Genomic DNA, 23,218 nt, shown 5'->3' on the forward strand with positions numbered 1-23,218 from the left:
GCGGGAATAGCTCAGTTGGTAGAGCACGACCTTGCCAAGGTCGGGGTCGCGAGTTCGAGTCTCGTTTCCCGCTCCAAATTCTTACCCCAATAAAAATATCCACAACGAATAATCGCGTTGGGGACGTTTTGTTTCGTCATTGACATACTCTTGTAAACAGACTTATCCACAGGTTCGGGTATTATTCCTGGAATGCAAAAAACTTCGCCGGGTGAATAGTATCATTTTAACTATCTGAAATTATTAATTTAATTATCATTTCAAATTGTTAATACGATCACTTGACGATTTTTTCCCTCTTGAATATCAATGTGTTTTTATTTTTATACACAAGCTGTGGATGACTTAAGCGTCGCGCGGCAGACCCTTCTCAATGACCCTGACCAAACGTTGTTTCTGCGGTAGCTGCACCTCAACTACGCAGGCATTTCGCTTCTCAATTTGCTGAGCAACTGCCCATTCTATGTGTTCGTCGAGAAGTGGGTGCTCACCTCTGCGACTTTCCAGTGCGCGAAGAATGGCTTCATTCCAGGGGGCATTACCCAACGCAACGGCGATATTTCGCAGCCAGCGCAGGTGGCCAATACGACGAATGGCAGACCCCTCCGTGACTTTTAAAAACCACGCTTCGCTCCAGCTAAACAGCTCTATTAACTCCGGAGCATGAAGCTGCTTGCGCGGGTTGAAGTCATCCTCTGCCGTCAACTGTGAATAGCGGTTCCACGGGCAAATAAGCTGGCAATCATCGCAGCCATAAATTCGATTCCCCATCAAGGGACGAAATTCTTCCGGGATCGCGCCTTCCAGTTCGATAGTGAGATAAGAGATACAGCGGCGCGCATCCACCGTATAGGGTTCAACAATGGCCCCGGTGGGACAGATGGTCATGCAGGCGACGCATTTCCCGCATCCTTCTTCTACTGGTTGGTCGATCGGCAAGGGTAAATCGATCAGTAATTCCCCGAGGAAGAAAAATGAACCTGCTTCGCGATTGAGGATAAGTGAGTGCTTACCTGTCCAGCCAAGCCCAGCTTTTTCCGCTAACGGACGCTCAAGAATGGGCGCAGAATCGACAAAAGGTCTAAAATTCAGCGAAACGCAGTGCTGTTGAATCATCTCTCCCAGCTTTTTTAAGCGGTTACGTAGCAGCTTATGATAGTCGCGCCCCAGCGCGTAACGGCTGACGTAACCCAGAGAAGGATTCTTCAATGTGCTGGCGAAGGCCGCATTGGCTGGAAGATAGTTCATACGTACGCTGATGACACGTAGCGTACCGGGCAATAATTCGTGAGGTCGGGCGCGCATCATGCCGTGACGGGCCATCCAGTCCATCTCGCCGTGGTATTGTTTATCCAGCCAGGCCTGCAGTTTGGGTTCCGCTTCGCTGAGGTCGGTATCGGCAATCCCGACCTGCTGAAAGCCAAGCTCCAGCCCCCACTGCTTAATATTTTGCGCTAACTGATTGAGATCGAGGGGCTCTGACATGACGGACCATACAATGAAGAAAAACCCCGCAAGTATACCACACTCCATCTGGCACGCCGATGACATCAGGCGGATGGAGCGAGAGGCGGCAGACAGTTCAGGGCTGACGCTTTACGAACTCATGCAACGGGCGGGAGAGGCGGCGTTTCAGGTCACTCGTGAGGCTTATCCGAACGCCCGGCACTGGCTGGTGCTATGTGGTCATGGCAACAACGGCGGCGATGGTTACGTAGTGGCAAGACTTGCCAAAGCGCTGGGTCTTGAAGTTACGTTGCTGGCGCAGGAAAGTGACAAACCGCTCCCCGAGGAGGCGAAGCAGGCACGTGATGCCTGGCTTAACGCTGGTGGCGTCATTCACGCGGCGGATATCAATTGGCCAAATAACGTGGACGTCATTATTGATGCGCTGTCAGGCACTGGCTTAAAACATGCGCCGCGTGAGTCTCTCTCGGTATTGATTGAACGTGCCAATTCTCACCCAGCCCCCACCGTGGCGATAGATATTCCCTCTGGCCTGCTGGCGCAGACGGGAGCGACGCCGGGCGCGGTCATCAACGCAGCGCATACCATTACCTTTATTGCACTCAAGCCGGGCCTGCTCACCGGTAAAGCGCGCGATGTCACCGGGCGTCTGCATGTTAACGCACTTGGGCTGGGCGACTGGCTGGCGGGGCAGAATGCGCCAATACAACGTTTTGATGCTCAACAGCTTGCGCACTGGCTAACGCCGCGTCGACCCACCTCGCACAAAGGCTCCCACGGGCGGCTGGTGATTATCGGCGGTGACCACGGTACGGCTGGCGCAATACGCATGGCCGGGGAAGCCGCGCTGCGAGCAGGTGCCGGGCTGGTCAAAGTGCTGACGCGCAGTGAAAACATTGCGCCTATTTTGACAGCCAGACCGGAACTGATGGTCGATGCGCTGACGCCGCAGACGCTGGAAGAGAGCCTGGCGTGGGCGGATGTAGTGGTGATAGGCCCCGGGCTTGGTCAGCAGGAGTGGGGCAAAAAAGCGCTGCAAAAAGTGGAGAATTTTCGCAAACCGATGCTCTGGGATGCGGATGCGCTGAACCTGCTGGCAATCAACCCCGATAAACGTCACAATCGCGTGATCACGCCGCATCCAGGTGAAGCCGCGCGACTGCTGGGTTGTTCCATTGCAGAAATTGAAGACGATCGCTTACTTTGTGCACAACGTCTGGTAAAACGGTACGGAGGCGTGGTGGTGCTGAAAGGCGCGGGTACGGTTGTTGCTGCTGAACAGGCGGAGTTGGGTATTATTGATACCGGCAATGCCGGGATGGCCAGTGGCGGAATGGGGGATGTGCTTTCCGGTATTATTGGCGCATTGCTCGGACAGAAGCTTACCCCGTATGATGCAGCATGTGCGGGATGTGTTGCGCACGGAGCGGCGGCGGATGTGCTGGCGGCGCGTTTTGGTACGCGCGGCATGCTGGCGACAGATCTCTTTACCACGCTACAGCGTATTGTTAACCCTGATGTGATTGACGTTTATCATGATGAATCGAGTAATTCCACTACCTGATGAGCAGGCGACTTTAGACCTGGGACTGCGGGTAGCCAAAGCCTGTGACGGCGCGACGGTTATATATTTGTACGGCGACCTGGGGGCGGGTAAAACCACCTTCAGCCGGGGATTTCTGCAGGCGTTAGGTCATAAAGGTAATGTAAAAAGCCCCACCTACACGCTGGTTGAACCCTATTCACTCGATAACTTGATGGTATATCACTTCGATTTATACCGACTTGCGGACCCAGAGGAGCTGGAATTTATGGGGATCCGCGATTATTTTGCCAATGATGCCATCTGCCTGGTGGAATGGCCGCAACAAGGTAAAGGTGTACTGCCAGACCCGGACGTCGAAATACACATTGAATACCAGGCGCAAGGTCGAGAGGCGCGTGTAAGCGCAGTCTCCTCATCAGGTGATTTATTGCTGGCGCGTTTAGCCGATTAACCTTAAGGGTGGCGGGATGATTTATCGCATCAGAAACTGGCTGATGGCAACCCTGGTCCTGCTGTGCGCGCAGGCAGGGGCCGCCAGCCTCTCCGATCTTCAGGTGTCCAATGGCGATCAACAGGCGCGGATTACGCTGAGCTTTATTGGCGATCCTGAATATGCCGTTTCGCAGGACGGGAAACGAACCGTCGCGCTGGATATTAAACAAACCGGTGTGATTCAGGGGTTACCGCTGCTGTTTAGCGGCAATAATCTGGTGAAATCTATCCGTTCCGGCACGCCAAAAGATGCGCAATCTCTGCGCCTGGTGGTGGATTTAACCGAGAACGGTAAAGCCGAAGCAGTAAAACGCCAGAACGGCGGCAATTATACCGTCGTGTTTACCATCAACGCTGATGCGCCGCCGCCTCCACCTCCCGTGGTTGCAAAGCGTGTTGAAGCGCCGATTGTTGCCCCACGTCCTGTCGAGCCAGCGCGCAATCCGTTTAAAGCAGAAAACGATCGCACTACGGCTGTGACTAACAGCAATACCTCCACGCGCCCTGCGGCGCGCGCCAGCACCAGCAACGGCGATAAGGTGGTGATTGCCATTGATGCCGGACACGGTGGACAGGATCCTGGCGCTATTGGTCCTGGCGGCACGCGTGAGAAAAACGTCACGATTGCCGTGGCGCGCAAGCTGCGCAGTTTGCTCAATGATGACCCGATGTTTAAAGGTGTACTCACCCGTGATGGTGATTACTTTATCTCGGTGATGGGGCGTTCAGACGTCGCGCGTAAACAAAACGCCAATTTCCTGGTTTCTATTCACGCGGATGCCGCGCCAAATCGTGATGCCACAGGTGCTTCCGTTTGGGTGCTGTCAAACCGTCGGGCGAACAGTGAGATGGCCGGCTGGCTGGAACAGCACGAGAAGCAATCGGAGCTGTTGGGCGGCGCGGGCGATGTGCTGGCAAACAGCCAGTCCGATCCTTATCTCAGCCAGGCCGTACTGGATCTGCAGTTCGGTCATTCGCAGCGCGTCGGGTATGATGTGGCGACCAGCATGATCGGCCAGTTAGAACGTATTGGTTCGATGCATAAGCGTCGTCCAGAACACGCCAGTCTTGGCGTACTGCGTTCGCCTGATATCCCGTCAGTGCTGGTTGAAACTGGCTTTATCAGTAACAACAGCGAAGAACGTCTGTTGGCGAGCGATGATTACCAGCAGCAACTGGCTGAGGCGATTTACAAAGGATTGCGTAACTATTTCCAGGCGCACCCGATGCAAACCGGGCCGCAGGGCGCACCGGCGCAAACCGTCAGCGCCATATCGCCGGGTAACACGTTAACAAATTAAGGATTAGCCATGCCGATTCAGGTTCTACCGCCACAGCTGGCGAACCAGATTGCCGCAGGCGAGGTGGTAGAACGGCCTGCGTCAGTGGTGAAAGAGCTGGTGGAAAACAGCATCGATGCCGGTGCGACGCGCATTGATATCGATATTGAACGCGGCGGCGCGAAGCTTATCCGTATTCGTGACAACGGCTGCGGGATTAAAAAAGACGAGCTGGCGTTGGCGTTGGCGCGTCATGCCACCAGTAAAATAGCCTCGCTTGACGATCTTGAAGCCATCGTAAGCCTCGGATTTCGCGGCGAAGCGCTGGCCAGTATCAGCTCCGTGTCTCGTTTAACCCTGACGTCGCGTACGCAAGAACAACCCGAAGCCTGGCAGGCGTATGCCGAAGGGCGTGACATGGATGTCACAGTTAAACCCGCTGCGCATCCGGTGGGAACCACGCTGGAGGTGCTAGATCTGTTCTACAACACCCCGGCGCGGCGCAAATTTATGCGCACCGAGAAAACCGAATTTAATCATATCGACGAGATTATTCGCCGCATTGCGCTGGCGCGTTTTGATGTGACGATAAATTTGTCGCACAACGGCAAAGTGGTGCGTCAGTACCGGGCAGTGGCCGCGGATGGGCAGAAAGAGCGCCGACTGGGCGCGATTTGCGGCACGCCGTTTCTGGAGCATGCGCTGGCGATCGAATGGCAGCATGGCGATTTAACATTGCGCGGCTGGGTGGCCGATCCTAACCACACAACGGCAGCACTGGCAGAAATCCAGTACTGCTACGTGAATGGTCGGATGATGCGCGACCGGCTGATCAACCATGCTATCCGCCAGGCCTGTGAAGATAAGCTGGGAGCCGATCAACAGCCCGCTTTTGTGTTGTATCTGGAAATCGATCCGCATCAAGTGGATGTCAACGTACACCCAGCTAAACATGAGGTCCGTTTCCATCAATCCCGGCTGGTGCACGATTTTATTTACCAGGGCGTGTTGAGTGTCCTGCAACAGCAGCTTGAAACGCCGCTGCCGTTGGCTGATGACGACGAACCCGCCCCAAGGCACATTCCGGAAAACCGCGTTGCTGCTGGACGCAACCATTTTGCCGAGCCGGCTCCCGCGCGTGAACCTGCGACACCGCGGTACTCAGCATCCGCTGGCACTGGAAGTGGCAATAGTGGTGGCAGTAGTGGTGGCGGTGGCCGTCAGGCGGGAGCCAGTTGGCCTCATGCTCAACCCGGATACCAAAAGCAGCAGGGCGAAATTTATCAGCAACTGATGCAGACGCCTGCTCCAACGCGTAAAACGCCGGTCTCTGAAACGCCATCGACGCCTCTGACTGGCAACAGTCAGGGCTTTGGCCGGGTGCTAACGATTGTTGGTGCAGACTGCGCGTTACTCGAGTGTGATGGCCATATTCGGTTGTTGGCATTACCGGTGGCTGAGCGTTGGTTGCGTCAGGCGCAGTTAACGCCGGGTCAGGGAGCGGTTTGTGCTCAACCGTTACTGATCCCTTTACGTCTAAAAGTGACCGCTGATGAAAAAGCGGCACTGCAAAAAGGACAGAGCCAACTGGCTGAGTTGGGCATTGAATTTCAGCTGGATGCGCAGCATGTGACCATCCGGGCGGTGCCTTTACCCTTACGCCAACAAAATTTACAAATCTTGATTCCTGAACTGATAGGCTACCTGGCGCAGCAATCCGTATTCGAGCCGGGCAATATTGCACAGTGGATCGCACGTAACCTGATGAGCGAGCATCCACAGTGGAGCATGGCACAGGCGATTACGCTATTAGCGGATGTTGAGCGGCTCTGCCCACAACTCGTGAAGGCACCGCCGGGTGGTCTGTTACAATCTGTTGATTTACATTCGGTAATGAATGCCCTGAAACATGAGTGATACCCGTAAGGCGAGCCTGCCAAAGGCGATTTTTTTGATGGGGCCAACGGCCTCCGGTAAAACGGCATTAGCAATTGAATTGCGTAAAGTTTTGCCCATAGAGTTGATAAGCGTTGATTCCGCCCTTATTTACAAGGGGATGGATATCGGTACAGCTAAGCCTGATGCAGCTGAATTACAGGCCGCACCGCACCGATTGCTGGATATCCGCGATCCATCGCAGGCGTACTCCGCTGCGGATTTTCGTCGCGATGCGTTAGCCGAGATGGCCGACATCACCGCCGCGGGCCGTATCCCGTTGCTGGTGGGCGGCACAATGTTATATTTCAAAGCCTTGCTTGAAGGACTGTCGCCGTTACCGTCGGCGGACCCGGAAGTCAGGGCCAGAATTGAGCAGCAGGCGGCAGAGCAGGGTTGGGACGCGTTACACCGACAGCTTCAGGACATCGATCCCGTGGCAGCGGCGCGTATTCATCCAAATGATCCGCAAAGACTTTCCCGGGCACTGGAAGTTTTTTTCATTTCGGGTAAAACTTTAACGGAGCTGACGCAAACGTCAGGAGATGCTTTGCCGTATCAGGTGCATCAGTTTGCAATCGCCCCGGCGAGCCGTGAACTGCTCCATCAGCGAATTGAGCAGCGTTTTCATCAGATGTTAGCTTCAGGTTTTGAAGCAGAAGTCCGGGCGCTTTTTGCCCGTGGAGATTTGCATACGGATTTGCCTTCCATTCGTTGTGTAGGGTATCGCCAGATGTGGTCATACATTGAAGGTGAAATTTCATACGATGAAATGGTTTATAGAGGTGTTTGCGCCACGAGGCAGTTGGCGAAGCGACAGGTAACCTGGTTGCGTGGTTGGGAAGGGGTGCACTGGCTTGACAGTGAAAAGCCTGACCAGGCGCGAAACGAAGTATTACAGGTTGTTGGTGCTATCGCGAACTGAATGTGTACAATTGAAACGTATCGTGCGCAATTTTTCAGAATCGAAAGGTTCAAAGTACAAATAAGCATATAAGGAAAAGAGAGAATGGCTAAGGGGCAATCTTTACAAGATCCGTTCCTGAACGCACTGCGTCGGGAACGTGTTCCAGTTTCTATTTATTTGGTGAATGGTATTAAGCTGCAAGGTCAAATCGAGTCTTTTGATCAGTTCGTGATCCTGTTGAAAAACACGGTCAGCCAGATGGTTTATAAGCACGCGATTTCTACTGTTGTCCCGTCTCGTCCGGTTTCTCATCACAGCAATAATGCCACCGGCGGCACAGGCAGCAACTACCATCACGGTAGCAACGCGCAAGGTTCATCTGCGCAACAGGACAGCGAAGAAACCGAATAAGGTTATTAGCTGTTTTACATACGGGGAGCCAGCGATCCTGTGTTCCCCGTTGATTTATATTAAGGGGTTGACGCTTGTTTGACCGTTATGATGCCGGTGAGCAGGCGGTACTGGTACACATCTATTTTTCGCAAGACAAAGATATGGAAGACCTCCAGGAGTTTGAATCTCTGGTTTCTTCCGCCGGTGTCGAAGCAATGCAGGTGATTACCGGGAGCCGTAAAGCACCGCACCCGAAGTATTTTGTTGGTGAAGGTAAGGCAATCGAAATTGCCGAAGCCGTAAAAGCGACTGGCGCTGCGGTGGTGATTTTTGATCATGCTCTAAGCCCTGCCCAGGAACGTAACCTGGAACAGTTGTGCCAGTGTCTTGTTATCGACAGGACTGGTCTCATTTTAGATATTTTTGCCCAGCGTGCGCGAACCCATGAGGGTAAGTTGCAGGTTGAGCTGGCGCAGTTGCGCCATATGGCTACGCGTCTGGTCCGTGGCTGGACTCACCTTGAACGGCAAAAGGGCGGGATTGGTTTGCGCGGCCCGGGTGAAACCCAGCTCGAAACCGACCGTCGTTTGCTGCGTAATCGCATTTTGCAGATACAGTCGCGCCTGGAAAAAGTTGAAAAGCAACGTGAGCAGGGGCGACAGTCGCGCAAGAAAGCGGATGTCCCAACCGTATCACTGGTGGGATATACCAACGCCGGAAAATCCACCCTGTTCAACCAGATCACCGAAGCCCAGGTCTACGCAGCAGATCAGCTGTTTGCGACCCTGGACCCGACGCTACGCAGAATAGACGTTGCGGACGTGGGTGAGACTGTGCTGGCGGATACCGTTGGGTTTATCCGTCATTTGCCGCACGACCTGGTGGCGGCGTTTAAGGCCACCTTGCAGGAAACACGTCAGGCGACATTGCTGCTGCACGTTATTGATGCAGCAGATTTTCGTGTGCAGGAAAACATTGAGGCCGTCGATACGGTGCTCGAAGAGATCGATGCGCATGAGATCCCGACCCTGCTGGTGATGAATAAAATCGATATGTTGGATGACTTTGAGCCGCGTATCGACAGAGATGAAGAGAATAAACCCATTCGCGTTTGGGTATCAGCGCAAACGGGGATTGGTATACCACAACTTTTTCAGGCTTTGACTGAGCGACTTTCCGGTGAGGTGGCGCAGCATACGTTGCGTTTGCCGCCGCAGGAAGGGCGTTTGAGAAGCCGGTTTTATCAACTTCAGGCAATAGAAAAAGAGTGGATGGAGGAGGACGGCAGCGTAGGTCTGCAGGTTCGTATGCCGATCGTAGACTGGCGTCGCCTCTGTAAACAAGAACCGGCACTGGAAGACTATGTTGTCTGATCTGACGGATATGGCCTGAAGATTTTTTCGCCTCTATACCTTGTGGATTTTGTGCGGCAGGAAGGCGGCAAGTCCTGAAATCTCCAGGAGCATAGTCAACTATGTGACTGGCGTTGAGGGACGCAGCCAACGCAACGGCAGCGCAAAAGACGCAGGTATAGCATCGCATAACAAATATGGAGCACAAAAATGGCGTGGAATCAGCCCGGTAATAACGGACAAGACCGCGACCCCTGGGGAAGCAGCAAACCTGGCGGCAACCCTGAGGGAAATGGAAACAAAGGTGGTCGCGAGCAGGGACCTCCCGATCTGGACGATATCTTCCGCAAACTGAGTAAAAAGCTCGGTGGTCTGGGTGGCGGTAAAGGTACTGGCTCTGGCGGCGGTAGTTCATCGCAAGGCCCGCGTCCGCAACTGGGCGGTCGAGTCTTTACTATCGCAGCGGCCGCTATCGTCATTATCTGGGCGGCCAGCGGTTTCTATACCATTAAAGAAGCGGAACGCGGCGTGGTGACACGCTTCGGTAAATTCAGCCATTTGGTTGAACCGGGTCTGAACTGGAAACCGACCTTTGTCGACGAAGTGACACCGGTCAACGTTGAAGCCGTGCGTGAACTTGCCGCATCCGGCGTCATGCTGACCTCTGACGAAAACGTCGTGCGCGTCGAAATGAACGTACAGTACCGCGTGACCGATCCGCAGCGTTACCTGTTTAGCGTAACCAGCGCGGATGACAGTCTGCGTCAGGCTACCGACAGTGCCCTGCGTGGGGTTATCGGTAAATACACCATGGACCGTATCCTGACCGAAGGTCGTACCGTTATTCGTAGCGATACCCAACGTGAACTGGAAGAAACGATCCGTCCGTACAACATGGGTATCACCCTGCTGGACGTCAACTTCCAGGCTGCACGTCCGCCGGAAGAAGTAAAAGCCGCGTTTGACGATGCTATCGCAGCACGTGAAAACGAACAGCAGTACATCCGTGAAGCGGAAGCGTACACCAACGAAGTTCAGCCGCGTGCAAACGGTCAGGCGCAGCGTATTCTGGAAGAAGCGCGTGCGTATAAGACTCAGACAATCCTGGAAGCACAGGGTGAAGTGGCTCGCTTCGCAAAAATTCTGCCGGAATATAAAGCCGCACCGCAAATTACCCGCGAGCGTCTGTATATCGAAACCATGGAAAAAGTGTTGAGCAATACCCGCAAAGTCCTGGTTAACGATAAAGGCAGCAATTTGATGGTTCTGCCGCTGGATCAAATGCTGAAAGGTGGTAGTGCGCCAGCAGCAAAGACTGACAGCAGTTCAAACCTGCTGCGTCTGCCGCCAGCAACGACTTCCAGCACTGGAGCAAGCAACACATCGTCCACCAGTCAGGGCGATATTATGGACCAACGCCGCGCGAATGCGCAGCGTAACGACTACCAGCGTCAGGGGGAATAACGATGCGTAAGTCAGTTATTGCGATTATCATCATCGTTCTGGTAGTTCTGTTCATGTCTGTCTTTGTGGTCAAAGAAGGCGAGCGCGGTATTACTCTGCGCTTTGGTAAAGTTCTGCGTGACGATGAAAACAAGCCGCTGGTCGTAGCACCTGGCCTGCACTTCAAGATTCCGTTTATTGAATCTGTGAAGATGCTGGATGCGCGTATTCAGACTATGGACAACCAGGCCGATCGCTTTGTTACCAAAGAGAAGAAAGACCTGATCGTTGACTCCTACATCAAGTGGCGCATCAGTGACTTTAGCCGTTACTACCTGGCAACGGGCGGTGGCGATGTTTCTCAGGCGGAAGTCCTGCTGAAACGTAAGTTCTCTGACCGTCTGCGTTCTGAAATTGGTCGTCTGGACGTGAAGGACATCGTTACCGATTCCCGCGGTCGTCTGACCCTGGAAGTTCGTGACGCGCTGAACTCCGGTTCTGCTGGCACGGAAGATGAAGTGGCGACTCCGGCAGCAGATAGCGCGATTGCCGAAGCGGCTGAACGTGTTCAGGCTGAAACGAACGGTAAAGTACCGGTCATCAACCCGAACAGTATGGCAGCATTGGGCATCGAAGTAGTTGACGTGCGTATTAAGCAAATCAACCTGCCTGCTGAAGTGTCCGAGGCTATCTACAACCGTATGCGCGCTGAGCGTGAAGCGGTAGCGCGTCGCCATCGTTCACAAGGCCAGGAAGAGGCGGAAAAACTGCGTGCAACGGCTGACTATGAAGTCACTAAAACGCTGGCAGAATCTGAGCGTCAGGGCCGTATTATGCGCGGTGAAGGTGATGCAGAAGCCGCTAAGCTGTTTGCCGATGCGTTCAGTCAGGATCCGGACTTCTACGCCTTCATCCGTAGCCTGCGTGCTTACGAGAAGAGCTTTGAAGGGAATCAGGACGTAATGGTCATGAGCCCGGACAGCGATTTCTTCCGCTACATGAAGACACCAAATACCGCGACACGCTAATCGCGTTCCAGCGGTTTTAAAGCAGCAAAACCACCGGCATCTCCAGGGATGCGGTGGTTTTCTTTTTATACAAGGGCGATGGATGAATTCAACAATTTTGCTGGCGCTCGCGCTGGTTTTGGTGCTGGAAGGGCTGGGTCCGATGCTTTATCCCAGCGCATGGAAGAAAATGATCTCTGCAATGGCGCAACTTCCCGAAAATATTTTGCGTCGTTTTGGTGGAGGTCTTGTGGTTGCGGGCGTTGTGGTCTACTACATGTTGAGGAAAACGATTGGCTGAACAATAAGTAGACTAATTTGCGGATTTTCGCATGCAAAAAGTGCTGTATATCTGAAAAAGCGGTGGTAGAATCCATTTTTAAGCAAACGGTGATTTTGAAAAATGGGTAACAACGTCGTCGTACTGGGCACCCAATGGGGTGACGAAGGTAAAGGGAAGATCGTCGATCTTCTGACTGAACGGGCTAAATATGTTGTGCGCTACCAGGGTGGTCACAACGCAGGCCATACTCTCGTAATCAACGGTGAAAAAACCGTCCTCCATCTTATTCCATCAGGCATTCTTCGCGAAAACGTAATCAGCATCATCGGTAACGGTGTTGTTCTGTCTCCGTCCGCGCTGATGAAAGAAATGAAAGGACTGGAAGATCGTGGTATCCCGGTTCGCGAGCGCCTGCTGCTGTCTGAAGCTTGTCCGCTGATCCTTGATTATCACGTTGCGTTGGATAACGCTCGTGAGAAAGCGCGTGGCGAGAAAGCGATCGGTACTACCGGTCGTGGTATCGGTCCGGCTTATGAAGACAAAGTAGCTCGTCGCGGTCTGCGTGTTGGCGATCTGTTTGATAAAGCAACTTTCGCTGAAAAACTGAAAGAAGTGATGGAATATCACAACTTCCAGCTGGTGAATTTCTATAAAGTTGAAGCAGTTGACTACCAGAAAGTGCTGGATGATGTGATGGCTATCGCCGACATCCTGACCTCAATGGTTGTTGATGTTTCCGATCTGCTGGACCAGGCGCGTAAGCGTGGCGATTTCGTCATGTTTGAAGGTGCGCAGGGTACGCTGCTGGATATCGACCACGGTACCTATCCGTACGTAACGTCCTCCAACACCACCGCAGGTGGCGTGGCAACCGGCTCCGGCCTGGGCCCACGTTATGTGGACTACGTTCTGGGTATCATCAAAGCTTACTCTACTCGTGTAGGTGCGGGGCCGTTCCCGACAGAGCTGTTTGATGACGTTGGCGAGTTCCTGTGCAAACAAGGTAACGAGTATGGCGCGACCACCGGTCGTCGTCGTCGTACCGGTTGGCTGGACTCCGTTGCTGTACGCCGTGCAGTACAGATTAACTCCCTGTCTGGCTTCTGCCTGACCAAACTGGACGTACTGGACGGTTTGAAAGAGGTGAAAATCTGTGTCGCTTACCGTATGCCGGATGGCCGCGAAGTAACGACTACTCCGCTGGCAGCTGACGACTGGAAAGGTATCGAGCCGATTTACGAAACCATGCCGGGTTGGTCTGAATCCACCTTCGGCGTGAAGGAACGTAGCGGTCTGCCGCAGGCAGCGCTGAACTACATCAAGCGTATTGAAGAACTGACCGGTGTGCCGATTGATATTATCTCAACTGGCCCAGACCGTACTGAAACCATGATCCTGCGCGACCCGTTCGACGCATAATTCTGGTTATAGCGTAGCGTCAAACGGCGCTGCGCTTGCACTAATTTAGGCCGGATAAGGTGCTTTGCATCAGAATCCGGCTTAAAATCACGTAAGTTCCTCGCTTTTTTCCTTCCCGAACTGAAATAAATTAGCGACCTGGCTGGTGGCTGGTTTATCATCAATGTAATTAATACTACCAGGTTTATCCGTTTTATCCCTTTTCCTGAGGTTGATGTGCAGTTAACAAGTTTCACCGATTACGGATTACGTGCGCTAATCTACATGGCGTCACTTCCCGAAGGACGTATGACCAGTATTTCTGAGGTGACAGAAGTCTACGGCGTGTCCCGTAATCATATGGTCAAAATAATCAATCAACTTAGCCGGGCGGGCTTTGTTACTGCTATTCGAGGAAAAAATGGCGGTATCCGCCTGGGTAAACCCGCTAAGGATATTGGTATTGGTGATGTGGTTCGCGAGCTGGAACCCTTATCGTTGGTCAACTGTAGCAGCGAGTTTTGCCACATTACCCCGGCCTGTCGACTCAAACAGGCGCTTTCTAAAGCAGTGCAAAGTTTTCTCACGGAACTGGACAACTACACACTTGCTGATTTGGTTGAAAAGAATCAACCGCTTTATAAATTATTGCTGGTGGAGTAACGACTCCCGCCAGCAGCGATGATGACGGAGGAACCGACATGTCACAAGATCCTTTCCAGGAACGCGAAGCAGAAAAATACGCGAATCCTATCCCGAGCCGGGAATTTATCCTCGAACATTTAACTAAACGTGAAAAGCCGGCCAACCGCGATGAGCTGGCCGCTGAACTCAATATTGAAGGTGAAGAGCAGCAAGAAGCGCTGCGTCGTCGCCTGCGCGCGATGGAGCGTGACGGACAACTGGTCTTCACCCGTCGTCAATGCTATGCGCTGCCGGAGCGTCTCGACCTGCTGAAAGGTACCGTTATTGGCCACCGTGATGGCTACGGCTTTCTGCGCGTTGAAGGCCGCAAAGATGACCTGTATCTGTCCAGCGAGCAAATGAAAACCTGCATTCATGGCGATCAGGTGCTGGCGCAGCCGTTGGGCGCGGACCGTAAAGGTCGCCGCGAAGCGCGAATTGTGCGCGTACTGGTGCCGAAAACCAGCCAGATTGTCGGTCGCTACTTCACCGACGCTGGTGTTGGGTTTGTCGTCCCAGACGACAGCCGCCTGAGCTTCGATATCCTGATCCCGCCGGAAGAGGTAATGGGCGCTCGTATGGGCTTTGTGGTCGTCGTTGAACTGACCCAGCGTCCGACTCGCCGCACCAAAGCGGTGGGCAAAATTGTTGAAGTGCTGGGCGATAACATGGGAACCAGCATGGCCGTGGATATGGCCCTGCGTACTCATGAAATCCCATATATCTGGCCTCAGGCGGTTGAGAAACAGGTCGCCGGACTGAAAGAAGAAGTGCCGGAAGAGGCGAAAGTAGGACGTGTCGATCTGCGCGATCTGCCGCTGGTGACTATCGATGGCGAAGATGCGCGCGACTTCGACGATGCGGTTTATTGCGAGAAGAAACGCGGCGGTGGTTGGCGTTTATGGGTGGCGATTGCTGACGTAAGCTATTACGTTCGCCCGCCGACTCCGCTGGACCAGGAAGCTCGTAGCCGTGGCACATCCGTTTACTTCCCGTCGCAGGTTGTTCCGATGCTGCCGGAAGTGCTGTCTAACGGATTGTGTTCACTCAACCCGCAGGTGGACCGGTTGTGTATGGTCTGTGAAATGACCATTTCGTCGAAAGGCCGCTTAACTGGCTTTAAATTCTACGAAGCGGTCATGAGCTCCCATGCGCGTCTGACCTACACCAAGGTCTGGCATATGCTGCAAGGCGACCAGGAGCTGCGTGAGCAGTACGCACCGCTGGTTAAACACATTGAAGAGCTGCATAACCTCTACAAAGTGCTGGATAAGGCCCGTGAAGAGCGTGGCGGTATCTCGTTTGAAAGTGAAGAGGCGAAGTTTATCTTCAATGCTGAACGCCGTATTGAGCGTATTGAGCAGACGCAGCGTAACGACGCGCACAAGCTGATTGAAGAGTGCATGATCATGGCGAACATCTCCGCGGCACGATTCGTTGAGAAAGCCAAAGAGCCAGCGCTGTTCCGTATTCACGATAAGCCGACGACCGAAGCGATTAACTCGTTCCGTTCCGTCCTGTCAGAGCTGGGGCTGGAGCTGCCTGGTGGCAACAAACCTGAGCCGCGTGATTACGCTGAACTGCTGGAGTCGATTGCTGACCGTCCTGACGCAGAAATGCTGCAAACCATGCTGCTGCGTTCGATGAAGCAGGCGATTTACGATCCGGAAAACCGTGGTCACTTTGGCCTGGCGCTGCAATCTTATGCACACTTTACTTCACCGATCCGTCGTTACCCGGATCTCTCCTTGCACCGGGCGATTAAGTATCTGCTGGCGCAGGAGCAGGGCCATAAGGGCAACACCACGGAAACCGGTGGCTACCATTATTCGATGGAAGAGATGCTGCAACTGGGTCAGCACTGTTCGATGGCCGAGCGCCGTGCTGATGAAGCCACGCGTGATGTCTCTGACTGGCTGAAGTGCGACTTCATGCTGGACCAGGTGGGTAATGTCTTCAAAGGCGTGATTGCCAGCGTGACCGGATTTGGTTTCTTTGTCCGTCTTGATGAACTGTTTATCGACGGTCTGGTGCATGTCTCTTCTCTGGATAACGACTACTATCGTTTCGACCAGGTTGGGCAGCGCCTGACGGGGGAATCCAGCGGCCAGATGTATCGCCTGGGCGATCGCGTGGAAGTTCGCGTGGAAGCAGTCAACATGGACGAACGTAAGATCGACTTCAGCTTGATCTCCAGTGAACGTGCGCCGCGTAATGAGGGTAAAACCGCGCGCGAAAAAGCCAAAAAAGGCGATGCGGGTAAAAATACCGGTAAACGTCGTCAGATGGGCAAAAAGGTGAATTTCGAGCCGGACAGCGCTTTCCGCGGCGAGAAGAAAGGCAGAGCCAAACCTCAGGCGGATAAGAATGCGGCTGAGAAGAAAGGTGATAAAAAAGCGAAAAAGCCTTCGGCAAAAACGCTTAAAATTGCTGCCGCCACTAAAGCTAAACGTGCGGCGAAAAAGAAAGTCGCACAATAACAGCCATAGACTGTAAGTCGGGCAACCTTCGCGTTGCCCGGCGTTACGCATAAACTATTAACGAGTACATTCATGAGTGAAATGATTTACGGCATCCATGCGGTGCAGGCCCTGCTGGAACGTGCGCCTGAGCGCTTCCAGGACGTCTTTATTCTCAAAGGTCGTGAAGATAAACGCCTGCTGCCGCTGATCCATGCACTGGAAGCACAGGGTGTTGTCATTCAACTGGCTAACCGTCAGTTTCTGGATGAGAAAAGCGAGGGTGCGGTACATCAGGGGATTATTGCTCGCGTGAAGCCGGGCCGTCAGTATCAGGAAAACGATCTGCCGGATCTGATTGCTACGCTCGATCAGCCGTTCTTTTTGATTCTCGATGGCGTCACCGATCCGCATAACCTGGGTGCATGCCTGCGTAGCGCTGATGCTGCTGGCGCACATGCTGTAATCGTACCGAAGGATCGTTCCGCACAGTTGAATGCGACGGCGAAAAAAGTGGCCTGTGGTGCGGCAGAAAGCGTACCGCTGATCCGCGTGACCAACCTGGCGCGCACCATGCGTATGCTGCAGGAAGAGAATATCTGGATCGTCGGAACCGCAGGTGAAGCCGACCATACTCTCTATCAGAGCAAAATGACCGGTCGTCTGGCGCTGGTGATGGGCGCAGAGGGTGAAGGTATGCGCCGTCTGACCCGCGAACACTGTGACGAACTGATCAGCATCCCGATGGCAGGGAGCGTTTCGTCATTGAACGTTTCAGTTGCGACGGGCATCTGCCTGTTTGAAGCCGTCCGCCAGCGCGGCTAATTCATTCTCTATGTCTCTTAAGCCATCCCTCGGGATGGCTTTTTTGTGACCTGAATCCCAGGCACTCTCTTGTCTGGCTGACCATACTTAAAGCGACGGCCATTGACGGAGGGAGACACAATGCACTGGCAAACGCATACCGTTTTTAACCAACCTGTACCGCTCAATAACAGTAACTTATATTTGTCCGATGGCGCGCTGTGCGAAGCGGTTATCCGCGAAGGCGCTGGTTGGGACAGCGATCTTCTCGCCAGTATTGGTCAGCAGCTAGGGACTGCCGAGTCGCTCGAACTGGGGCGTCTGGCCAATGCTTTTCCACCTGAACTGTTGCGCTACGACCCGCAGGGGCAGCGGCTGGATGATGTGCGTTTTCATCCTGCCTGGCATTTGCTGATGCAGGGATTGTGCGCCAACCGCGTACATAATCTGGCCTGGGAAGAAGATGCGAGGCAGGGAACATTTGTTGCCCGGGCGGCGCGTTTCATGCTGCATGCGCAGGTTGAAGCTGGCACGTTGTGTCCGGTGACCATGACTTTTGCCGCCACGCCGCTGTTACTTCAAATGTTACCCGCCCCCTTTCACGACTGGCTTACGCCGCTGCTAAGCGACCGTTATGACTCGCATTTGCTGCCCGGTGGGCAAAAGCGTGGGCTGCTTATCGGTATGGGCATGACCGAGAAGCAGGGTGGTTCAGATGTGCTGAGCAATACCACTCAGGCAGAACGTCTTGCTGACGGCTCGTTTCGGCTGGTGGGACATAAGTGGTTTTTCTCCGTGCCGCAAAGCGATGCCCATTTAGTGCTGGCCCAGGCTAAGGGAGGATTATCCTGCTTTTTTGTGCCGCGATTTTTACCTGACGGGCAGCGTAATGCTATCCGTCTTGAGAGATTGAAAGATAAGTTAGGCAACCGCTCCAACGCCAGCTGCGAGGTTGAATTCCATGAAGCGATTGGCTGGCTATTGGGTGAAGAAGGGGAAGGTATACGCCATATCCTGAAAATGGGGGGGATGACGCGTTTTGACTGTGCGCTCGGCAGTCACGGTATGATGCGACGTGCTTTTTCCGTCGCGATTTACCATGCGCACCAGCGGCAAGTTTTTGGCAAGCCATTGATTGAACAGCCGATGATGCGTCAAGTGTTAGGTCGGATGGCGCTCCAACTGGAAGGTCAAACGGCGTTACTGTTTCGACTGGCGCGGGCCTGGGACCGCCGTGCTGATGCTAAAGAAGCGCTGTGGGCCAGATTGTTCACACCAGCGGCGAAATTCTCCGTGTGCAAAAGCGGTATGCCATTTGTGGCAGAAGCGATGGAAGTGCTGGGTGGGATTGGCTATTGCGAGGAGAGCGAGCTGCCGCGTTTGTATCGTGAAATGCCGGTAAACAGTATCTGGGAAGGCTCTGGCAACATTATGTGCCTTGATGTATTGCGGGTACTGACCAAACAACCCGGCATATACGAGATGCTCAGTGAAGCCTTTGCGGAAGTCAAAGGGCAAGACCGACATTACGATCGAATGGTGCGTCAGCTCCAGCAGCGTTTACGTAAACCTAGCGAGGCATTGGGGCGGGAGATTACGCAGCAGCTTTTCCTGCTCGGTTGCGGAGCGCAGATGTTGCGCTATGCCTCTCCACCAGTGGCGCAGGCCTGGTGCCAAATGATGCTTGATACGCGGGGGGGACTACGATTGTCTGAGCAGGTGCTGAATGATTTGCTTCTGCGGGCAACGGGGGGATTACGGTAATAATATGCCTGATGGCGACGCTTTCGCGTCTTATCATGTCTACAGTTCACTGTAGCTCAGATAAGTTTACGCCATCCGGCAATGTGTTAAGCATAGAGTATGGCCTGTACGCGCCAGTTGTCGGGCTGCTGATCTTCGTACATTTGAATGATCCGATACCATGAGGCACCTTGTTCATCCGCTTTTAACGCGACAACACGTTCTACATCCTGCGGATTTCCTGCAATGTTACTGACAGATATCTGGCCAATTTCGTTCAGGCCAGTAACACAGTCAGCACTGGCGAATTCGGCAGACTGCGCCGTAGTACCTACCAGTCCGGCAGAAAGCAGCAGTGAGGATAAGGCAAGTGATTGTTTCATCGTCAGCTCCATTATTCGTACCCCTACACACGGCAGGGCATTCCATCGCGATAATAAACCTCAAGCTTCCTGCTGTTGGTTTATTGTGCACAGGTAAACGCATAGGGGCGCAAAGCAATGTAAAGCTGACTAAATTTCAACCCAATGTTATTTACGATACAAAATAGCCTGTGAATACCATTGGCCTGTCACGATAGTTTCATCCACTAATAAAACCACGTAGTAATCAGCTTTAGCCGCGGCGGCTTTGGCACGGATCTCTGCCAGCGCATCATCCGGAGAGCCTCTTACCAGCGCGCTAACCGTCCCTAATCGCTGTAACCCATTACTCTGGTCACGGCGGATCTCCTGCGGGTGGTCGGCAACTGGCGGTGCGGGTTGTGGCGTTCCCTGTAGCACACTACAGGCGCTTAAAAACATAACCAACAACAAAGAGGCAAACCGACGCATAACTCTATCTCGTTTCCTGATAGCCATAGTGTAGTGCCTTATTAATTTCCCTTTAGGGGAATGTTCCCGAATTGTTATCTCTCACGCGATTTTCGAATGAAAATGTTGCGAAAGCGTAACCCAGTTCTCAACATTATGAATCATTGCCGAACACATTCGCTTGCGTTAAGTATTGCTGCATGGCATACCAGAAAGAAAGAGGCGACAAATGATCGAAATTGAAACACGACAGTTGGCGGGTATCCCTGTCCTGCACGCCGTTCCGGCTGGCAAACGCGAATGTTCACTCCCTTGTATTATCTTCTATCACGGGTTTACCTCTTCAAGCCTGGTTTACAGCTATTTTGCCGTTGCGCTGGCTCAGGCCGGGTTCCGCGTCGTCATGCCAGATGCGCCCGACCATGGCGCTCGCTTCAAAAGCGATGCCCAGGTGCGAATGCACCGCTTCTGGCATATTTTGCAGCAAAATATGCAGGAGTTTACGACGTTACGTGCGGCGCTGGTGGCGGAAAATTGGCTTTCAGATGAGCGGCTTGCCGTCGGTGGGGCGTCGATGGGGGGAATGACAGCATTGGGCATAATGGCGCGCCATCCTGAGGTTAAATGTGTAGCCAGCCTGATGGGTTCAGGCTATTTTACCCGGCTTGCGCAGACGCTGTTTCCCCCTTTACTGGTTCAGACCCCAGAGCAGCAGGCGGAATTTGATGCTGTTATCGCCCCGCTTGCCGAATGGGATGTTACGCATCAGTTACCACGCCTCGCTGACAGGCCGTTGCTGCTGTGGCATGGACAGGATGATGATGTTGTACCGGCTGTTGAAACTTTCCGCTTACAGCAAGCGCTGATTCAGGCAGGTTTGGACAACAATCTGACCTGCCTGTGGGAAGCGGGTGTACGACATCGCATCACGCCAGAAGCGTTGGCCGCAACGGTGACGTTTTTCCGCCAGCACCTTTAAACGCGCATAATGCTCACACCCTGGGCTTCAAGCTGTTGCAGAATCTCAGGGTTTGCATTTTTGCCAGTAATCAGCATGTCGATTTGGTCAGCGCGACTGAACAGCATTCCCGCACGTTCACCGACTTTACTGCTATCGACCAACACCACCAGTTTGCCCACCACGTTAAGCATCTTCTGCTCGGCCATAGCGGTCAGCATATCGGTTTTATACAGTCCGTCCGCGGTCAACCCTTTGCCACTGGTGAACATCCAGTGCCCGGCATACAGGCTATTTTCACTGCCTTGCGGGCTAAGCGTGATGGATTGGCTTTTGTTATATTGCCCTCCCATGATGATCACACTGTCATGCTCCTGGTCGATCAGATAGTTCGCCAGCGGCAGATAATTAGTGATGATCTGCACCGGCTTGCCGCACATTTCGCGACCCAGCAGAAAGGCGGTCGATCCGCAGTTGATCACCACGCTTTCACCCGCATTCACAAGCTGGGATGCCGCCTTGGCAATGCGAACTTTTTCATCGTGGTTCTGTGCCTGGTGCAGATTCATTGGCGTCCAGCGCGGTCGCTGCTGGGTAATAGCTTCTGCGCCGTTGCGGACTTTCTTGAGTTTGCCGCTTTCATCGAGTTTGTTGATATCCCGGCGTGCTGTGGCGGGTGAAATCCCCAGACGCTCAATCACGTTCTCAACGGTAACAAAGCCCAACTGCGCCAGCATATCCAGCAATATTTGATGTCTTTGTGCTTCAGTCATGAGCTATTCCGATACAAATTGATTTGAAAAGATGATATTTGAAATAGCCTGGAAATACTAAAGTAAATGGGAAAAAATGCCGGGATGGCCCGGCATTTTGTGTGGATCACAAGAACGATTTAAACGGTAAATCCGGTTCAATCGTGAAGCAGTCGTCAAAGCCGCGCGGATAGTGATATTCAAAGTTATCTTTGTCCAGCGGCCAGGTGAACTTGCCACCCACCTGCCAGATAAAAGGCTTAAAGCCATACTTCAGCCGATCCTTTTTCATCTCCCACAGTACGCGGATCTCCTGAGGATCGGCCTGGAAGTTTGACCAGATATCGTGATGGAAAGGGATCACCACTTTTGTATTCAGGGCCTCCGCCATACGCAGCATGTCGGAACTGGTCATTTTGTCCGTAATACCCCGTGGGTTCTCGCCGTAGGATCCGAGCGCGACGTCGATCTGGTGCTCATTGCCATGCTTTGCATAGTAGTTGGAGTAGTGTGAATCACCGCTGTGATAAAGCGTACCGCCCGGCGTTTTGAACAGATAGTTTACGGCGCGGGCATCCATACCATCCGGCAGCACGCCTGCCGCTTTTTGATCGGCAGGAAGCGTGATCAATGCCGTACGATCAAACGCATCAAGCGCATGAATTTCAATATCTTTCACTTTCACCACATCGCCAGGTTTTACCACGATGCATCGCTCTTTTGGTACACCCCAACCGATCCACAGATCCACACAAGTCTGCGGTCCAATAAACGGCACGTCGTCGGCACAGTTCTGCATGACGGCTGCTGCAACATTTACGTCGATGTGATCGTTATGATCGTGCGTGGCCAGCACCGCATCGATCTGACGAATGGCAAACGGATCAAGAACAAACGGCGTGGTGCGCAGGTTTGGCTGCAGCTTCTTCACGCCCGCCATGCGTTGCATCTGGTGACCGGTTTTCATCAGCGGGTTACCGTGACTCTGTTTACCCGTACCGCACCAGAAATCGACGCAGACGTTAGTTCCGCCTTCAGACTTTAGCCAAATTCCGGTACAGCCAAGCCACCACATAGCGAAAGTGCCAGGTGCGACCTGTTCCTGCTCGATCTCTTCATTGAGCCAGCTTCCCCACTCCGGGAATGTGCTCAGAATCCATGATTCACGCGTGATGCTTTTTACTTTACTCATCGCAATTACCTTCATGTTTGTTCAAGTTGAATCAAATGATGATTTGTTTTGATTGATACTGACATCATTTTCTCAAGAAGGCAATGCGCTGATTTTTGGTGTTGAATGGGAAAATGTGAACAAATTACAACGTGACAAGAGGGTTTATATGAAATGTATTTTTGTATTTTATTGTTTTAAATGAATTTATTTTGACGTGTAGGAATTTGAAGTAAATCCACTCTGCAAGTAAGAGAATTATTTGCGTACTTCATCACATTTAATCAAATTCAATCTTGTTGTGATTACTTTTGAAAATTAGAGTGAGGGCA

The 23,218-nt window shown here is 53.0% G+C and carries 21 protein-coding genes and 1 tRNA gene; 17 read left to right on the forward strand and 5 right to left on the reverse strand.

All coding sequences use genetic code 11. The features are described 5' to 3' along the window. A tRNA-Gly gene (locus tag OGY68_RS00670) sits at nucleotides 1-76 on the forward strand. Nucleotides 77-345: 269 nt separating this feature from the next. On the opposite strand, the gene queG is transcribed toward OGY68_RS00670, so the two are convergent. Then, on the reverse strand, nucleotides 346-1,485 hold the full coding sequence (gene queG / locus OGY68_RS00675) for a tRNA epoxyqueuosine(34) reductase QueG (protein ID WP_219987353.1): 1,140 nt from the start codon (nucleotides 1,483-1,485) through the stop codon (nucleotides 346-348). Between queG and nnr the strand changes: the two genes are divergently transcribed. From nnr to OGY68_RS00750, 15 genes are all read left to right on the forward strand, one after another. After that, nucleotides 1,484-3,031: a bifunctional ADP-dependent NAD(P)H-hydrate dehydratase/NAD(P)H-hydrate epimerase gene (gene nnr, locus OGY68_RS00680; RefSeq protein WP_057066597.1), complete on the forward strand. Its 1,548-nt coding sequence runs from the start codon at nucleotides 1,484-1,486 to the stop codon at nucleotides 3,029-3,031. The genes queG and nnr overlap by 2 nt on opposite strands. Continuing rightward, nucleotides 3,003-3,464 (forward strand): tRNA (adenosine(37)-N6)-threonylcarbamoyltransferase complex ATPase subunit type 1 TsaE, encoded by a 462-nt coding sequence (tsaE, locus tag OGY68_RS00685; RefSeq protein ID WP_008786002.1) that lies wholly within the window; start codon nucleotides 3,003-3,005, stop codon nucleotides 3,462-3,464. Before nnr ends, tsaE begins: the two co-directional genes overlap by 29 nt. 16 nt (nucleotides 3,465-3,480) lie before the next feature. Further along, nucleotides 3,481-4,806, forward strand: coding sequence for an N-acetylmuramoyl-L-alanine amidase AmiB (amiB, locus tag OGY68_RS00690; protein ID WP_286616733.1), 1,326 nt, complete (start codon nucleotides 3,481-3,483; stop codon nucleotides 4,804-4,806). 9 nt (nucleotides 4,807-4,815) lie between these two features. Next, on the forward strand, nucleotides 4,816-6,702 hold the full coding sequence (gene mutL, locus OGY68_RS00695) for a DNA mismatch repair endonuclease MutL (protein WP_057066593.1): 1,887 nt from the start codon (nucleotides 4,816-4,818) through the stop codon (nucleotides 6,700-6,702). Continuing rightward, on the forward strand, nucleotides 6,695-7,645 hold the full coding sequence (miaA, locus tag OGY68_RS00700) for a tRNA (adenosine(37)-N6)-dimethylallyltransferase MiaA (protein WP_008786004.1): 951 nt from the start codon (nucleotides 6,695-6,697) through the stop codon (nucleotides 7,643-7,645). The genes mutL and miaA overlap by 8 nt, the downstream gene beginning before the upstream one ends. A gap of 84 nt (nucleotides 7,646-7,729) precedes the next feature. Next, the gene (gene hfq / locus OGY68_RS00705; protein WP_003025584.1) at nucleotides 7,730-8,038 is read left to right on the forward strand and encodes an RNA chaperone Hfq; all 309 of its coding nucleotides are present in this window, start codon (nucleotides 7,730-7,732) and stop codon (nucleotides 8,036-8,038) included. Between the two features lie 74 nt (nucleotides 8,039-8,112). Next, nucleotides 8,113-9,393 (forward strand): ribosome rescue GTPase HflX, encoded by a 1,281-nt coding sequence (hflX, locus tag OGY68_RS00710; protein ID WP_003830495.1) that lies wholly within the window; start codon nucleotides 8,113-8,115, stop codon nucleotides 9,391-9,393. A gap of 189 nt (nucleotides 9,394-9,582) precedes the next feature. Next, nucleotides 9,583-10,836 (forward strand): FtsH protease activity modulator HflK, encoded by a 1,254-nt coding sequence (gene hflK / locus OGY68_RS00715; RefSeq protein WP_008786005.1) that lies wholly within the window; start codon nucleotides 9,583-9,585, stop codon nucleotides 10,834-10,836. 2 nt (nucleotides 10,837-10,838) lie between these two features. After that, nucleotides 10,839-11,843, forward strand: coding sequence for a protease modulator HflC (gene hflC, locus OGY68_RS00720; protein WP_003830491.1), 1,005 nt, complete (start codon nucleotides 10,839-10,841; stop codon nucleotides 11,841-11,843). A gap of 82 nt (nucleotides 11,844-11,925) precedes the next feature. Further along, nucleotides 11,926-12,123 carry a DUF2065 domain-containing protein gene (locus OGY68_RS00725; RefSeq protein WP_003025602.1) on the forward strand — a complete coding sequence of 66 codons (198 nt, stop codon included), beginning with the start codon at nucleotides 11,926-11,928 and terminating at the stop codon, nucleotides 12,121-12,123. Nucleotides 12,124-12,225: 102 nt separating this feature from the next. Continuing rightward, nucleotides 12,226-13,524, forward strand: a complete 1,299-nt coding sequence (gene purA, locus OGY68_RS00730) for an adenylosuccinate synthase (protein ID WP_003025606.1) — start codon at nucleotides 12,226-12,228, stop codon at nucleotides 13,522-13,524. Nucleotides 13,525-13,740: 216 nt separating this feature from the next. Next, nucleotides 13,741-14,166 (forward strand): nitric oxide-sensing transcriptional repressor NsrR, encoded by a 426-nt coding sequence (gene nsrR / locus OGY68_RS00735; RefSeq protein WP_003830485.1) that lies wholly within the window; start codon nucleotides 13,741-13,743, stop codon nucleotides 14,164-14,166. A gap of 38 nt (nucleotides 14,167-14,204) precedes the next feature. Further along, nucleotides 14,205-16,667 (forward strand): ribonuclease R, encoded by a 2,463-nt coding sequence (gene rnr, locus OGY68_RS00740; protein ID WP_057066591.1) that lies wholly within the window; start codon nucleotides 14,205-14,207, stop codon nucleotides 16,665-16,667. 72 nt (nucleotides 16,668-16,739) lie between these two features. Continuing rightward, on the forward strand, nucleotides 16,740-17,471 hold the full coding sequence (gene rlmB / locus OGY68_RS00745) for a 23S rRNA (guanosine(2251)-2'-O)-methyltransferase RlmB (protein ID WP_057066589.1): 732 nt from the start codon (nucleotides 16,740-16,742) through the stop codon (nucleotides 17,469-17,471). Between the two features lie 120 nt (nucleotides 17,472-17,591). Next, nucleotides 17,592-19,214 (forward strand): isovaleryl-CoA dehydrogenase, encoded by a 1,623-nt coding sequence (locus OGY68_RS00750; RefSeq protein WP_057066587.1) that lies wholly within the window; start codon nucleotides 17,592-17,594, stop codon nucleotides 19,212-19,214. An 86-nt stretch (nucleotides 19,215-19,300) separates the two neighbouring features. Here OGY68_RS00750 and yjfN read toward each other — a convergent pair whose 3' ends face one another. Together yjfN and bsmA are read right to left on the reverse strand one after the other, a co-directional pair. Next, a complete protein-coding gene (gene yjfN, locus OGY68_RS00755) occupies nucleotides 19,301-19,576 on the reverse strand; it encodes a DUF1471 family protease activator YjfN (RefSeq protein WP_003830465.1) in 276 nt (91 codons plus the stop codon). 147 nt (nucleotides 19,577-19,723) lie between these two features. Further along, a complete protein-coding gene (bsmA, locus tag OGY68_RS00760; protein ID WP_057066585.1) occupies nucleotides 19,724-20,053 on the reverse strand; it encodes a biofilm peroxide resistance protein BsmA in 330 nt (109 codons plus the stop codon). 181 nt (nucleotides 20,054-20,234) lie between these two features. On the opposite strand from bsmA, the gene yjfP reads away from it, so the two are divergent. Beyond that, nucleotides 20,235-20,984, forward strand: coding sequence for an esterase (yjfP, locus tag OGY68_RS00765; RefSeq protein ID WP_048227203.1), 750 nt, complete (start codon nucleotides 20,235-20,237; stop codon nucleotides 20,982-20,984). Here the strand turns inward: yjfP and ulaR are convergent. Both ulaR and ulaG read right to left on the reverse strand, forming a co-directional pair. Continuing rightward, entirely contained in the window at nucleotides 20,981-21,736 is a 756-nt protein-coding gene (gene ulaR / locus OGY68_RS00770) for an HTH-type transcriptional regulator UlaR (RefSeq protein ID WP_003025646.1), read from the reverse strand. The two genes, yjfP and ulaR, sit on opposite strands and share 4 nt — an antisense overlap. Nucleotides 21,737-21,842: 106 nt before the next feature. Beyond that, on the reverse strand, nucleotides 21,843-22,907 hold the full coding sequence (ulaG, locus tag OGY68_RS00775) for an L-ascorbate 6-phosphate lactonase (protein WP_003025649.1): 1,065 nt from the start codon (nucleotides 22,905-22,907) through the stop codon (nucleotides 21,843-21,845). Nucleotides 22,908-23,218: the final 311 nt, after the last annotated feature.

This window comes from Citrobacter sp. Cpo065, from assembly GCF_030332805.1.
GTDB lineage: Bacteria > Pseudomonadota > Gammaproteobacteria > Enterobacterales > Enterobacteriaceae > Citrobacter > Citrobacter portucalensis.

What these genes read in the sequence shown, in the direction of transcription:
- yjfP (WP_048227203.1), top strand. Translation starts at nt 20,235, where the DNA reads ATGATCGAAATTGAAACACGACAGTTGGCGGGTATCCCTGTCCTGCAC.
- hflC (WP_003830491.1), top strand. Translation starts at nt 10,839, where the DNA reads ATGCGTAAGTCAGTTATTGCGATTATCATCATCGTTCTGGTAGTTCTG.
- nnr (WP_057066597.1), top strand. Translation starts at nt 1,484, where the DNA reads ATGACGGACCATACAATGAAGAAAAACCCCGCAAGTATACCACACTCC.
- amiB (WP_286616733.1), top strand. Translation starts at nt 3,481, where the DNA reads ATGATTTATCGCATCAGAAACTGGCTGATGGCAACCCTGGTCCTGCTG.
- yjfN (WP_003830465.1), bottom strand. Translation starts at nt 19,576, where the DNA reads ATGAAACAATCACTTGCCTTATCCTCACTGCTGCTTTCTGCCGGACTG.
- hfq (WP_003025584.1), top strand. Translation starts at nt 7,730, where the DNA reads ATGGCTAAGGGGCAATCTTTACAAGATCCGTTCCTGAACGCACTGCGT.
- ulaG (WP_003025649.1), bottom strand. Translation starts at nt 22,907, where the DNA reads ATGAGTAAAGTAAAAAGCATCACGCGTGAATCATGGATTCTGAGCACA.
- tsaE (WP_008786002.1), top strand. Translation starts at nt 3,003, where the DNA reads ATGATGAATCGAGTAATTCCACTACCTGATGAGCAGGCGACTTTAGAC.
- bsmA (WP_057066585.1), bottom strand. Translation starts at nt 20,053, where the DNA reads ATGGCTATCAGGAAACGAGATAGAGTTATGCGTCGGTTTGCCTCTTTG.
- ulaR (WP_003025646.1), bottom strand. Translation starts at nt 21,736, where the DNA reads ATGACTGAAGCACAAAGACATCAAATATTGCTGGATATGCTGGCGCAG.
- purA (WP_003025606.1), top strand. Translation starts at nt 12,226, where the DNA reads ATGGGTAACAACGTCGTCGTACTGGGCACCCAATGGGGTGACGAAGGT.
- hflK (WP_008786005.1), top strand. Translation starts at nt 9,583, where the DNA reads ATGGCGTGGAATCAGCCCGGTAATAACGGACAAGACCGCGACCCCTGG.
- mutL (WP_057066593.1), top strand. Translation starts at nt 4,816, where the DNA reads ATGCCGATTCAGGTTCTACCGCCACAGCTGGCGAACCAGATTGCCGCA.
- miaA (WP_008786004.1), top strand. Translation starts at nt 6,695, where the DNA reads ATGAGTGATACCCGTAAGGCGAGCCTGCCAAAGGCGATTTTTTTGATG.
- rlmB (WP_057066589.1), top strand. Translation starts at nt 16,740, where the DNA reads ATGAGTGAAATGATTTACGGCATCCATGCGGTGCAGGCCCTGCTGGAA.
- queG (WP_219987353.1), bottom strand. Translation starts at nt 1,485, where the DNA reads ATGTCAGAGCCCCTCGATCTCAATCAGTTAGCGCAAAATATTAAGCAG.
- OGY68_RS00750 (WP_057066587.1), top strand. Translation starts at nt 17,592, where the DNA reads ATGCACTGGCAAACGCATACCGTTTTTAACCAACCTGTACCGCTCAAT.
- rnr (WP_057066591.1), top strand. Translation starts at nt 14,205, where the DNA reads ATGTCACAAGATCCTTTCCAGGAACGCGAAGCAGAAAAATACGCGAAT.
- OGY68_RS00725 (WP_003025602.1), top strand. Translation starts at nt 11,926, where the DNA reads ATGAATTCAACAATTTTGCTGGCGCTCGCGCTGGTTTTGGTGCTGGAA.